This window comes from Clostridium sp. DSM 8431, from assembly GCF_900116755.1.
Taxonomy (GTDB): domain Bacteria; phylum Bacillota; class Clostridia; order Clostridiales; family Clostridiaceae; genus Clostridium.
The window spans coordinates 1-15,180 of sequence record NZ_FPBY01000082.1; the positions used below are offsets into that span (position 1 = coordinate 1).

Sequence of the window (15,180 nt, forward strand, 5' to 3'; positions counted from 1 at the left end):
CTTCAACTGAATATTTAAATTTTCTTCCCATAAAAAAATACCTCCAAAGTAGAGTTTGGTTATTTACCATGTCTACTTTAGAGGTATCATATCACATCTTTTTAAATCTATATTATCATTTTAAATTCTTATTTTTCATATCCATGTGGATGAGCTTGATGCCATTTCCAAGCTGTTGAAATAATTGTTTCTAATGAATTAAATTCTGGTTTCCATCCAAGTTCATTAATTGCTCTTTCAGATGAAGCTATAAGTGTTGCTGGGTCCCCCGCTCTTCTTTCAGCAACTTCTGCTGGAATTTCATGACCAGTTACCTTTCTTGCAACTTCTACAACTTCTTTAACTGAGAAGCCAGTACCATTTCCTAAGTTGTATGCTGTACTTTCTCCACCATTCATTAATCTCTTAAGGGCTAAAAGGTGAGCTCTTGCAAGGTCTGTAACGTGAACATAATCTCTTACGCAAGTACCATCTTCTGTATCATAGTCATCTCCAAACATCATTATCTTTTCTCTATTACCTAAAGCAACATCTAAGATAATTGGAATAAGATGTGTTTCAGGAGAGTGGTCTTCACCAATTTGACCATTAACATGTGCTCCTGCTGCATTGAAGTATCTTAAAGCAGTATACTTAATTCCATAAATTTGGTCACACCATTTTAATATTCTTTCTACAAGAAGCTTTGATTCTCCATAAGCATTTGTTGGGCATGTTTCACTGCTTTCTTCTATTGGAACCTTCTTTGGTTCTCCGTAAGTTGCTGCTGTTGATGAGAATACTATATACTTAACATCATGTTCCTTCATTGATTCTAATAATGAAATTGTTCCATAAACATTATTGTTAAAGTATTTTAGTGGATCAACCATGCTTTCACCAACTAATGAATATGCTGCAAAATCTATAACTGCATCTATTTTATTTTCTGTAAAAATTTTATCCAGTATTTTCTTATCTCTTAAGTCTCCAACATAAAGTTTTCCGCCAAGTAAAGCATCTTTATGTCCTTTTTCCAAATTATCTAATACAACTACTTCTATATTATTTTCTAAAAGTTCTGCTACCATATGGCTTCCTATATAGCCAGCACCACCACAAACTAAAATTTTCATAGTAGTTCCTCCTTTAAGTAATATTTACAAAATTATTATACATCAAATTTAGTTTTATTTAAAATAAAAAGGCATTCTGAATGTTTAAAGAAAACATTCAGATATACCTTATTTAATTCCCATTTCCTTCAATACTTTTTCAGATCTCTCCTTAGTATCTCCAGTAATCTTAATATATTTAACATTTTCAGCTTCTAAGAAACTTAATATTGCATTATCTACAGCTGATGCCATTTCTTCATCTTGCCATCTTACACCATCTTGAGTATAACCAAATTCTCTTGGTACAAAGAAAATATAATCATACTTAGGTAAATCTCTAAGTGCAAGAACATATAAATCTTTCAATATTTCTATTTCTTTACGACTTCTTTCCTTATCTCCTAGCATAAATCTTCCATATATATATGGAACAAATGTAGCGTAGTCAGTTATAGCATAGTCAAAGCTACTTAATTCTTCTTCTAATCTAGCTTGTCCTAAATATATTCCATATTGCTCAGCTATATTTTCTATCATACCTTTATCTCTAAGATATTCAGTACTATATTCTGCTGCTGCTCCTACATTTAAATCTCTAATTTTCAAATCTACGTATAATTGTTGCATTAAAGTTGTTTTTCCACATCTTGGTCCACCTAAAATTGCTACTCTAACAGGCATATTTAAACCCTCCATAATCTTAATGAAAACAGGGTTATTATATCAATAATAACTGACTTATTCAATACAGAACGTTTAATTTTAACCTACTACTTGCTTTAATTTTGATTCTACAGCTTGTGTATAAACTTGATATCCCTTATCATTTGGTAGTCCATTACTAGCTAAAGATGACTCTTTAATTCCTGATGATACGAAAGCATTTTTCATATCTACAGTAATTAATGATTTTGTTGTTGAAACCTCATTTATAGCACTTCTGTATGGATTATTAAGCTCTAATGAGCTTTCTAGAACTGACATAATCATAGCATGATTATTTTCCTTCATTATTTTATCAACTATTGCTTTATAGTCAGCCTTAACATCCTCTACTTTTAATTTATCTTTATTGTCATTATATCCATAGCATAATATTACAATATCATAACCTGAAAGATCTGCATTTTTTAACTGATTTAATCCAGTAGCTGTTGTTGCATCCTTTTGTGCAATTACTTCCATAGATGCTTTACTTCCAAATTCCTTTAATATTGCACTTTTAATTCCTTCACTCCAGATTCCATTTTCACTAGTTCTTCCCGAACTCATGGCAATAGCATCTCCAAGCATTAATACCTTCACATCTTCCTTAGCTCTTAACTTTTCAGGAGCACTTTTCATCTTTGATGTATCCTGCTTTTCTTCTTCCTCTGTAGTTTCTTCTTTTTCTTCATTTGAGTCTGAAGCTTTTGACATAGACGCTATGTATTCTTCATTATTAATCTTATTTTCTTTTTTTTCTTTAAATTTCCCTGCTCCAATAATAACAATTAATATTGCAGCTAAAGCTATAATTATATACAGCCCCTTTTTACTATTACTCAAAATATTCTCACCACCTTAATAATTTTAATTTTACACATTTTATATGATTCTGTAAATATTTTAATATATAATAAAACAATAGGTAATTAAATAAATTTTTTCAATTAAATAATGGTAAAATTTAAGGAAACTAGTGTATTTTTTAATTTAAAACACAATAGTTTCCTATTATTTATCTTTTTATCGTAATTATAATATTAAGTTTTCCTTTATCTTTAGGTATTTTGTCACTATTTGATTCTTTACCATTAATAATTGTATTATTTGTATCACCTTTAATTACTTTTATATTATAATCCTCAGTTTTATTTTTAATTCTAACCTTGAATTCATTCCACTTTTCAGGAATACATGGAGTAATTTTATAATACTCTCCTCCATATTGCTTAATACCTAAAATATCCTCAATACCAACCTTATACATCCATCCTGCAGCACCAGTGTACCAACTCCATCCACCTCTTCCTCCATGAGGTTCTCTTATATATACATCAGCTGCCATAACATAAGGTTCTGTTTTATATGTTCTACATTCAAGCTCAGTATTAGAATGGTTTATAGGATTTATCATATTGTAGTATTTAACTGCCTTATCTCCAAGTCCCATCTTAGTTAGTGCAAGGATAACCCATACAGCTGCATGAGTATACTGTCCTCCATTTTCTCTAACTCCTGCTACATATCCTTTTATATAACCTGGTTTTAAACTTGATTTTTCAAAAGGAGGTGTTAATAAAAGAATCATACCTTTATCTTCATTAACTAAATTTCTATCAACAGCTCTCATAGCTTTTATACTTCTTTCTTTATCACTAGCACCTGAAATTAATGCCCAGCTTTGAGCTAAGGAATCTATCTTACATTCTTCATTTTCTCTTGAGCCTAAAGGAGTTCCATCATCAAAATATGCACGCCTATACCACTCCCCATCCCAAGCTTCCTTCTCTATATTTTCTCTTATAAATTCCTTTTTAGATTTATAATTCTCTCTTCTCTTTTCATCTCCCATATAAAGGCATATATCATCAAAGTTATCAAGTATTTTATAAAGAAACCATCCAAGCCATACACTCTCTCCCTTGCCCTTATTACCAACAGTACTCATACCATCATTCCAGTCTCCACTTCCCATAAGTGGTATGTTATGCTCTCCAAATTTTAAAGCTTTCTCTATTGCTTTTATGCAATGCTCATATATTGTTCCCTCTTCCTTAGATGAGTTAACGATTGTATATCTTTCATCTTCTCCAGGTTTTAAAGGTTCATCTTCAAGGTATTTTACACTTTCTCTTAAAATAGAGTAATCTCCTGTTCTCTCAATATATTCACTTGTTACATATGGTAGCCATAAAAGGTCATCTGAAAATCTTGTTCTTATACCACTATTTATTACAGGATGCCACCAATGCTGAACATCTCCTTCAAGATATTGTCTAGAGGCACTTCTTAAAATCTGAGTTTTTGTTATTTCTGGCTTCACTATTCCAAGACACATAGAGTCCTGCAGTTGATCTCTATATCCATAAGCTCCTCCAGATTGATAAAATGCTGTTCTACTTAAATATCTACAACTATAAGTTTGATATAAAAGCCATCCATTTAATAAATAATCCATAGACTTATCTTCTGTATGAACTTGTATATTTCCGAGGAAATCTGACCAATATTGTTTTACATTTTCTAAAGCATTATAAGCTTCTTCTACATTTTTATACTTATTAATACTTTTAACAATTAAATCTTTATCTTCTTCACTACCTAAAAGAACAACTATTTCTTTCTTTTCTTTAGCCTTAAGGATAATCTCTCCTTCTACTGCTAAACATGGATCATATATGCTTCCTGCTGCACCCGATAATTTTTTATACTTTAAAGCTTTAGGCTCCTGCACTTTTCCTTGTACCCCTAAAAACTCTTTTCTATCTCCAGTAAAGCTTAAATTATCACAGCCAAGAAGAGTTAAATAACACTTTTCTTTTCCAAAATATTTGCTATATGGATTTTGACCATAAATATAATTTTCTTCTATGAAGGTAGAAATATACTTAGCACTATTATAGTTAAAGACTCCTAGTACTAGCTGTGCATAATAAAATATAGATAATTTCCTTTCTTCATCTTCTAAGTTTTCTAAGGTAAGCTTTATAACCTTTATCTTCTCATTTTTAGGACAAAATACAGTTTCTTCTCCTTTTATTCCATAAGCAGTATGATAAAAAGTAGAATACCCAAAAGAATGTCTTATTAAATATTCTCCCTTATCTCTTATTGGCTTTGGAGTTATTGAAAGATGTATTCCACTTTCATTATCTCTTATATATAAAGCTTCACTTAAGGGATCTGTAACCCAGTCATTGTTCCAGGCAGTAAGTTTATTTTCTCTACTATTACCACTCCAGGTATAAGCAGAACCTGACTCTGATATATGGAAGCCAAAATCATCATTAGAAATAACATTTATCCAAGGAGTTGGAGTTTCTTTATTATCATCTAGTTTTATTACATAACTCTTATCTTCAGGGTCAAAGCCTCCGTATCCATTCCAGAAATCTAAATTGCTTATATTATAGTTTTCCTTATACTTTTTATATTCAGGATGTTTTGTTATCTCAATAGGCTCTCCATTATTCTTTTCATCTTCTAAGAACACATCTATATTTATATCATCAATTTCTTTATGCCTTAAACTAACATTATCTAAGGCATCAATATCTCTCATTTGAGTAACTATTGAACCCTTACTGCTATCAACATATAAAGCAGAGATTCCTATAATGAAGTCTCTTATTTCCTCAGGCATAGTTGCTTTGTTATATACAAAGATTCCTCCTGGTTTATTTAATATATTTCCCTGTTTAGCTAAATTTATAGCCATCATTATATCCTTTTGAAGAGGCTCATCATAAGAGCTTTTTTCATTATTGTAAATTAAAAAATCCGCCTTAAGTCCTTTACTCCTCCAATAATAATGCATTTTTATCATGCTTCTTAGTAAATCCATATCTTTATTATCTTTCACAAGCGCCATGACTATAGGTATATCTCCTGATATTCCATAAGGCCAAAGGTCCTGCTGACAGTTATGAATATTCTTTATATACTCTTTTCTGTCCTTTCTTCCACTGTGTAAAAATAATATGTAAGATGCAAGTCTTTGATATATATTTGCCTGAGAATACTTTATTCCTAGCGATTTTAATTCAAGCTGCATAGCTTTACTGTAAGAGTTATACGCACCCTCAAGTTTTGCAGTTCCTTTATATTTATCAGCAAGATTTATTATTTCTTCTTTTGAGGAAGCTATTCCTGTAACATAGTAAATTACCTTTTCTTCACCTTTTTCAAGTTTTAATCTACATCTCATACTCATAATAGGATCTAGGACTGTTCCTGTTGTATTCATTAATGAAAAGCCATTATCCATTGATTGTGGCTTTGATAAATCTCTATTTCTACCTATAAAATTAAGCCTTGAAGTCTCGTAAGTTAAAGAATCCTCAATATCCTCTTCTGTAACAATCTTATGGAAAAGATACTTAACATCAACATCTTTTGATCTTGGTCTTCTGCTTGCAATTAATGATTTATATTCTTTTAAATACTCTGTTGAAACAAAGAGATTAGAGAAACTTGGATGTACAGCATCTCCTTCAAAACTTTGAAGTGTTACTTCCATATAACTTGTTACTTCTAGGATATCAGGCTCTTCTCCAACATTTCTTAATGTTAATTTTCTTATTTCAACATCATCTTCAGAGGATACTGTAACTTCTAATCTGCTTTCTATTGCTTCATCCTCATGCCTATATATTCCTTTATCTACCCTAAACTCTGCAGTATAATTTTTTCCTTTTCTTTTGCATGGTTCATAAGATGCACTCCAATAATTATCACTATTAAGATTCTTTATATATAAAAAGCTTCCTAAGGAATCAGAAGTAATATCGCCCTTCCATCTATAAACCATCATATTTTCCTTCTTAGCATATCCACTTCCACTAAGAGTCATCATAAGAGAGTAACTTCCATTAGATAATAAAAGCACCTCTGGATTCTTTCTCTTAACTCCTTCATATATCCTTGGTATAACTCTTTCTTTTTCTAAGTTTCTCTTTATCTCTATAAAGTTTTCTTCTCTTTCAAAAGTAATATTTTGAGGTATTTTTTCTTTTAATAAAAGTTCATTAGCCTTTACTTCAGGAATACTGTGAAATCTCCTTTGAATAATATTTTCCTTTAAAGCATTATCTATAGCCAAAAGAGACATTCCTAAGTGATGAACCATATAGCATCTTACATTTTTTGATTCTCCTGTGCTTTCACCAGTATCCATTCTGCTTACTCTGCTTGGAGTATAATCTATAGATTCAATAAAACCATATCTTCCAAAGGCACCTTTTTTCTTAAGCCTTCTTAAATTTTTAATTCCCTCTTCCCTTGAAAAAGGAATTGTCATCAGGCTTGAATAAGGAGAAATAACAAGTTCCTCTTCAAGACCTCTCTTTAATCCTATTCCAGAAATACCAAAGGCCTTATATTGATAATTTTCATCTGCATCAAACCCATAATATGCTGATTCTGAAATTCCCCAAGGTACTCCTTTTTCTTTCCCATATTTCCTCTCTACTGAAATGACTGAATCATAAGTTAAGCTTAATAGGGTATTATCATAACTTTTCATTATTAATGAAGGCATGAAATACTCAAACATTGTTCCACTCCAAGAAACAAGACTCTTTTCTTTAAAGGTATTAGTCATAGCTCTTCCAAGTTTAAACCAGTGCTCTCTTGGTACTTTATTTAATGCTATTGCTAGAAAAGATGTTGTCCTTGATTCTGAAGCTAAAAGATCATAGTAAGATGCTCCCTTTGATTTTTCTTCAATATTGTATCCAATGGTGAATAGACCTCTATATGTATCGTATAAGAAGTCAAAGTTCATTTCATTTATAATTGAATCTATTTGTGTTATAAGCTTATTTATTCTATTTAGCAAAGTTATCATGTTTTGAAGTTTATCTTTTAAAAACTTTTTAAGATCATATCCTGATATAGATATCAAGCTTTCTATATACTGAATATACTCATAAATATTAGGTGCATGATCTTTATACTCACTTCCAAAATATTTTTGTATACCATCAAATAAATATTCATAGTAAGACATTTTAAGCTTTATCTCATCCTTTAATTTATTAATCCAGTATACTCTATCTTTATCTGTTTCTTTACTTAAATCTATATCCTCTATCTTTGCTAGTATTTCCTCTAGTATAAAGTCATAATTTTTTAAACTAATTTTCTCTGTTACTTTGAGTTTTATATTTGTAATTGCTAATGTATCATAAATTGATTTTATTTCCTCATCTCTTATTAAAGGATTCCTTTTAAATTCTTTTAAGGTTTCTAAAACTATCCAAAGGTATCCTAAAAGATTTCCACTATCTACTGTTGATATATATCTTGGCCATAGTGGCTTACAGCTTCTTGTATCATACCAATTTAAATAATGACCATTGTATTTTTCTAATTTGCTCATGCCCTCTAAAATAAGCTCTACTCTATCAACTACTTCCCCTAATGAAGCATATCCAATATCATAAGCTACTATGTTACTAATAAGCCCCATTCCAATATTAGTTGGAGATGTTCTATGGGCTATTCCTCTAAAGGGCTTCTCTTGATAATTATCTGGAGCTAAATAATTATTTTCATCATTTACGAAATCTTCATAGTATGCCCATATTCTCCTTGCATTTTCTCTAAGAAAGGCCTTATCTTTATTAGAAGGCTCATAAATATCCTCTTCATAAGGTATGCTTAAGTAATATGCAATAAGGGGACTTACTATCCACAAAACTCCAACTAATGTATCTACTATAGTAACGATTATGCTAGAACTTAATATTGCTATAACTATAAGTGCAATTCCAGCTACTATAGAAAACCACATTCTTTTTAGATAAGAACTTAATGAATTATCTATGCTTTTTTCTGTATCTTCAGCAGTCTGCCACTGTAAAAGATGCTTCTTTGATACAAATACTCTGTGATTTGTTCTAATTATTGCATCTGCCATAACATAACTTTGATAAGGAATAAAACTAAATATAATTCCTATTTCCTTTAATGACTTGAAGGTTCCCATAAGCTTGTTTTTTGGTGTAACTACAAAGTCAGTTATATTAAATAAAAGCGGAATCATAACAGCTAAGATACATATTACTGCAAGTTGTTTTTGACCGTTTAGGTTTGTCATATTTAAAATAAGTATAAGAAATATACTTGGTGCTAATAAACTTCTCCTTAAGTTATCAAAGATTTTCCACTTATAAAGAGGAGATATTTTGCGAGAAAACATCCACTTTAAAAGTTGCCAGTCTCCCCTAACCCATCTATGTAGTCTTTTTGTACTACTTGCATAGGATGAAGGATAATCATCTACAAACTCAATATCTGTAACTAACGCACTTCTAGCTAAAGCTCCTTCTAAAAGATCATGACTCAAAATAGTATTATCTCTTATTTTTCCGTATATAGCTCTCCTAAATACATCTATATCTATTATTCCTTTACCAACAAAACTACCTTCCTTAAATAAGTCCTGATATGTATCTGAATAAGCTGTAGAATATCCATCAATACCTCCATTGCCTGCAAATATCTTTGAAAAATCAGTTTTATTTTTACTTTCTATACTTATACTAACCTTAGGTTGCATTATCCCATATCCACGAATAACTTTATCCTCTTCTAGCTCTGCTCTATTTAAAATATGGCTCATTGCACCTATTAAATGAAAAGCTGAATCCTTTGGCATAAAGGTATCAGCATCAAGAGTAATTAAATATTTCACATCCTTAAGTACACTTACATCACTGCTTACTATTTCAAAAGTATGGTTGTAGGTGCCTCGTATAAGCTCCATAAATTCTATAAGCTTTCCCCTTTTTCTTTCATGTCCAATATACGCATTTTCTTTAGAATTAAATTCTCTTTTCCTGCATAAAAAGAAAAAATGCTTATCTCCATCAAAATATTTAAAGTTTAATCTTAATGTTTCCTTTAAAGCATCCTTTATTATCTCTTCATCTTTCTCTTCTTTTTCCTTATCACTATCTTTAAAATCTCCAAGAAGTGCAAAGTAAATATTCTCATCTTTATTTCCGTGATACACCACCTCAAGCTGTTTTAAAAGTTCTACTGCCCTTTCTTTTGAAGATAAAATTGCTGGAATTACAATAACTGTTTTGCTTTCATCTGGCACGCCTTTTAATAGGTTTAACTTAGGTATAAAGCTGACTTTCACCTTGTTTCTTACAAGTACATTAATAGCAGAAATCACAACTTCACTTGCAGGTATAATCATAAGTATTGAGTATAAAATTGCCTGCCCTACTGTAAATTCTGTTCCTATAAAATTGCATATTGATAGGGCTATTCCTACAACTAAAATTGTCCCAATAATATTAACTGAGATAAATGTTTTTTCTGATATTTCCCTTCTATTTTTAGCCTTTATATTAAGCTTATTTTTCAACTCATAAATTCCATCATCAATTATGTAATAGCCAATATGTGCTGCACAGCCTTCCTTTTTTTCTGAACAGGCTAATTCAAAAGCAGCCTTAGTAAAATCAACTTCACTAACTTTATATTTCTTGGCCAATTTCTCAATTTCATGTCTATAGTAATCTTTAGATTTAAAATCCATAGATTTATAAGTCCCACTTGGATCTCTATGTAATATTTCTTCTACTTTAGAAACCCTCTCAAAAAACTTCCTCCAATCAGTACTTTCTATCGTTCTTAAGGAAGCTATACACGTACTTATATCCTCTTCAACTTTGCTTTCACTAATATCAGTTTTTTCAGTTTCATACTCATAAATAATCTGTAAGATATCTGTATCCTCTATTGAATTATCTTTTAATGTTTTTAACATTGCTTCTAAAAATAAATCTGTATTTTTATTTTTAAAAATCTTACTTAATATAGCTTTTATCTTTGATTTTTTATTCTCATCAATAATCTTATAAGCAGCATACATTCCTTTAAGCTTTTCTCTCTGAACAAAAACTATATTCTTAACAATATCATTAATACCAATTATTAATAATATTTTAAGCATTAATGGTATTGCCCATATCTCTCCCATAGTAAAATCTATATCTTTCTTTTCTATAAATTTAACTAGCTCTTTTTCATTTATATATAATCTATTTGAATCTGTATATTCTTTAATGAGTGATAGCACTCTTGGTACTCTTTCATCATAATCATTTGCGAGAGGTAGATTATTAAAATATGTTTTTGGCATATTATGCTTAATACTTTTATACTCTTTTTCAATTAAGTATATATTGTCTAATAACCATTGGCCAGAGCCTATAATCTCTTCACCAATACTGTCTAGCTTTTTTATGAATCTATAATTTTCATTTATTTCTTTGAAAGTAAATTTTAATCCATGCAATACATGTTTTCTGCAGCTATTAGTTTTCTTTTCACTCACTGCCAAAGCCTCCCTATTATTTTTTATGAACTTATCTTTCCCAAAAATAATAAAAAGTATAAATAAATGTTGTTATAATTTATTTTTTCAAGTCTAAAGACTTTTAAGTATCACCAACATTTGTCTAGTAAAGACCAGTATATTAATTTTCTATACAAAAAAATCCCTACAGTTTATTACTGTAAGGATTACTTTTTTTATATTTTATAAATTATAGAATTCAGTAAAGGCTTTTGTTGTGTAATAATTGTCTTCTACAGAACCTAATTCTCTTACTGAGTGCATTGCCAAAAGAGGTGTTCCAATATCCATTACTGGAATAGCTAAATCTGCTGATGACATTGGACCTATTGTTGTTCCACCTCTCATATCTGATCTATTAACAAACTTTTGACATGGTACTCCAGCTGATTTACATACACTTTGGAAAATAGCAGATGTAAAGCTGTCTGTTGAATAGCTTCCTGATGCTGCAATTTTTATTACTGGACCTCCACCTAATATTGGTCTATTTGTTGGATCACATTTATCTCCTTGATTTGGATGAACAGCATGAGCAACATCTGATGAAATCATTGCTGATTCACTAAGAGATATAAAGAACTCTTCTTTGTCTTTTCCTAATGATACTACTACTCTTTCTAATATTGTCTTTATAAATGCTGAACATGCTCCTTGAGCAGTTAAACTTCCTATTTCTTCATTATCTATTGCAATCATAACCTTAGTTGCTTTATTATCTGTGCTAGCAGTTAATCCCTTTAAAGCAGAAAACACCATGCATAAATCATCTAATCTGCTTGATGAAATTAATTCTTCTTCTAAACCTAAAAGGCATCCTTTTTCATATTCATATAAGAATAAATCGAAGTCTAAAATATCTTCCTTATTTACTCCTAAATTTTCACTAATTAATGAAATTAAATATCCATCCTTTTCAAACTTTTCATTAATAAAGCCTAGCAATGGAAGTGTATCCTTTTGTGCATTAAATTTATAACCATCATTTACTGATCTATTCATATGAATTGCTATGTTAGGTATGATTAATAGAGGTTTGTTTATATTTATAAGCTTAATTTCTGGTTTTAATGGAGATTCACCCTTAAGTGCAACTCTTCCTGCTAAAGATAAAGGTCTATCAAACCATGTACTTAAAATTGGTCCTCCATATACTTCAGTATTTAACTTTACATATTTATTTTCAGCTTTCATTTCAGCTGAAGGTTTTATCTTAAACCCTGGGGCATCTGTATGGGCTCCTATAATTCTAAATCCATCCTTTGTAATGTCACCTTCTCCAATTTCAAAAGCCATTACAGCAGAATGATTTTTAGCTACATAGTATTTTTCCCCCTTGTTTAGGTTCCACTTTTCATTTTCTTTTAATTCTTTAAAGCCTTCTTTATTAAGATATTTCTTAACTGTTTCTGCAGCATGATAGGCTGTAGGACTTTCATTAATAAAATCTAAAAGTTCTAGTGCTAATTGTTTTTTCATTAAGTATCAACTCCTTATGATTATCCTATGTGTTTTCTACATATCCTAATAGTATTATAATATCAAACTTATTTCATAATAACAACGTAATTGATTAATTCTATCAATTAATATAAAATTATACTTATAAATTCAAGAATGAGAGGTGTGGGTATTTTGATATCAAAATTCTTAGTTAGCTTATTCGTAAAAAATAATGAAAATATAGAAAACGAACATGTTAGAGGCTCATACATTATGCTTGGCGGTGCTGTGGGTATAGCCGTCAACTTAATATTATTTTTAATAAAATTATTCGTAGGAGTTTTAGTTGAAAGTATTGCTATTACTGCTGATGCATTTAATAACTTATCAGATGCTGCATCATCAATAATAACAATTATAGGCTTTAAGCTTTCAAAAAAACCTGCTGACCCAAAGCATCCTTTTGGATATGGTAGATTTGAATATATATCTGCACTTATTGTAGCCTTTATGGTAATGATAGTTGGATTAGAATTTGTAAAATCATCCTTTGATAAAATAATCAATCCTAGTAGAGTTATATTTGAAATCACTCTATTTATATTGTTAATAGTATCTATACTTTTAAAAGCATGGCTTTCACTTTTTAACAAATATATTGGAAATAGAATTAATTCTTCAGCTTTAAAGGCTTCTTCTGTTGACGCTTTAGGTGATGTTTTCACTTCAACTGCTGTTGCAATTTCATTTTTAGCAGCAAAATTCACCAGTCTACCTATAGATGGTTACCTTGGAGCTTTAGTTGCTATATTCATAACAATTTCAGGAGTAAAATTAGTAATAGAAACTATTAACCCACTTTTAGGAGAAGCTCCTGACAAAGAACTTGTTTCAAAAATCAAAGAAATGGTTTTAAGTTATGAACATATAGAAGGTGTACACGACTTAATTATTCACAATTATGGACCTGGAAGATGTATGGCATCTCTTGATGCTGAAATCCCTGCAGAGCTTAGTTTTATGGAAATACATGAAATTATAGATACTGCTGAAAGAGAAATCTCAAAAAAATTAAATATATATCTTGTTATCCATATGGATCCTATATATATAGTAGATGAAGAAATTAGAGAGGTTTATGACGAAGTACAGAAAATTATAACTTATAACCCACTAATAAAATCTATTCATGACTTTAGAATTAGTAACGAAGAGCAAAAGCAAACTATGTTTTTCCATGTAGTCGTTGATTCTGAGAAGTTAAAAAAGATTATGAGTTTTGATGATCTAGAAAGAGAAATAATTACTTCTATCCAAAAAATTTATCCTCAATATGATTGTGTAATAACTATCGATAATGATTTTATTTAGAATCTTATACAAATTGATACCTATTTATTATATAATTATCATTGAATCACTTATAAAAGGGGGAAAATACAATGTATTGTAGACACTGCGGACATGAACTAGATGAAAATAATAAATGTATTAATCCTGAATGTCCTTCAAATTTAAATAAAAATAATTATGATTCTAATGAAGAACCTAATATTAATAGGAATTCAAATGATTACTTTAACAATAACTTTTTTAATAATAACAATGAAATAACACCATCTGAATTAGTTGCTTTTTTTGGTGAAAAGAAAGCTGATTACTACTTAGAAAAGTGGGATGCTTACCAAGAAAACCATAATTTCATATCATGGAACTGGTGCTCATTTTTATGTGGCTTTTATTGGTTCTGGTATAGAAAAATGTATTCAATAGTTGCAATAATTCTTACAGTGGAGATATTAGGCTCTTCACTTCTTAATAGAGGCGTTACCTCTATACTTTCTTTAGGTATAACTATAGGCTGCGGTTTATTTGGAAATCAGCTTTATATGAAGCATACAGATAAAAAAATAAAATCTATAAAATCACTTTCTAGTAGAAATTTAGATTATGAATCAATGATGAGAAAACTACGTGTAAATGGTGGAACTTCTATAATACCAGTAATTATTGCTGTTATTATGGCTATATTATTAACGCTTATGACAGTTTTTGTTTTTCTTTTTGGTGTATCCTTAGCTAATTCAGGAACAATTCCAATATACTAAAAGGCTGTATTTTTAAATAAAGTGATAAATAAAACTAGCTATTCAAATATAGGTGAACGTCCCTTAAAGTTCGTACTTAAATAAGGATGTTCTCCTTTTATATTTATTGGTTTTTCGGTAATTTTTGAAAATATAAATTTAAAAAGAACTAAGTAGTTTGCTTTAAAGCTATGAAGTCCTTTAGGAATAGCTATATGGCTTATTTTACAAAAGGATGATAATATCTTATAACTAAAAAGACTGTCTGTTATAAGTAGACTTTTGGGCTTTATCACCTTACCAATACTTCTTAGGGAATAACCAAATCATAAATTCCTGTATATTCACTTAAAATTAGTGTTTCTTGCTTTTTCATCACTCTAATCACCCTTATTATTTAATAAATTAAGTATAACATAAAAAGCCCAAAAGATTGTTGAATAACAATCTTTTGGACTTAATTTTCCGA

Annotated in this window: 7 protein-coding genes; 2 read left to right on the plus strand and 5 right to left on the minus strand. The window is 29.9% G+C overall.

The window, feature by feature from the left end; genetic code table 11:
• Window positions 1–128: 128 nt before the first annotated feature.
• The 5 genes from galE to BM384_RS09755 form a co-directional block, all read right to left on the minus strand.
• Window positions 129–1,115 (minus strand): UDP-glucose 4-epimerase GalE, encoded by a 987-nt coding sequence (gene galE / locus BM384_RS09735; RefSeq protein ID WP_090013233.1) that lies wholly within the window; start codon window positions 1,113–1,115, stop codon window positions 129–131.
• Between the two features lie 108 nt (window positions 1,116–1,223).
• Window positions 1,224–1,778 (minus strand): AAA family ATPase, encoded by a 555-nt coding sequence (locus BM384_RS09740; RefSeq protein ID WP_090013235.1) that lies wholly within the window; start codon window positions 1,776–1,778, stop codon window positions 1,224–1,226.
• A gap of 81 nt (window positions 1,779–1,859) precedes the next feature.
• The gene (locus tag BM384_RS09745; RefSeq protein WP_090013237.1) at window positions 1,860–2,645 is read right to left on the minus strand and encodes an SGNH/GDSL hydrolase family protein; all 786 of its coding nucleotides are present in this window, start codon (window positions 2,643–2,645) and stop codon (window positions 1,860–1,862) included.
• A 172-nt stretch (window positions 2,646–2,817) separates the two neighbouring features.
• Window positions 2,818–11,160, minus strand: coding sequence for a glycoside hydrolase family 94 protein (locus BM384_RS09750; RefSeq protein WP_242946002.1), 8,343 nt, complete (start codon window positions 11,158–11,160; stop codon window positions 2,818–2,820).
• Between the two features lie 204 nt (window positions 11,161–11,364).
• A complete protein-coding gene (locus tag BM384_RS09755) occupies window positions 11,365–12,660 on the minus strand; it encodes a M18 family aminopeptidase (RefSeq protein ID WP_090013238.1) in 1,296 nt (431 codons plus the stop codon).
• A 156-nt stretch (window positions 12,661–12,816) separates the two neighbouring features.
• On the opposite strand from BM384_RS09755, the gene BM384_RS09760 reads away from it, so the two are divergent.
• Together BM384_RS09760 and BM384_RS09765 are read left to right on the plus strand one after the other, a co-directional pair.
• Window positions 12,817–13,995 carry a cation diffusion facilitator family transporter gene (locus tag BM384_RS09760; protein WP_090013245.1) on the plus strand — a complete coding sequence of 393 codons (1,179 nt, stop codon included), beginning with the start codon at window positions 12,817–12,819 and terminating at the stop codon, window positions 13,993–13,995.
• A 71-nt stretch (window positions 13,996–14,066) separates the two neighbouring features.
• Window positions 14,067–14,732: a DUF2628 domain-containing protein gene (locus BM384_RS09765; RefSeq protein ID WP_090013247.1), complete on the plus strand. Its 666-nt coding sequence runs from the start codon at window positions 14,067–14,069 to the stop codon at window positions 14,730–14,732.
• Window positions 14,733–15,180 lie beyond the last annotated feature (448 nt).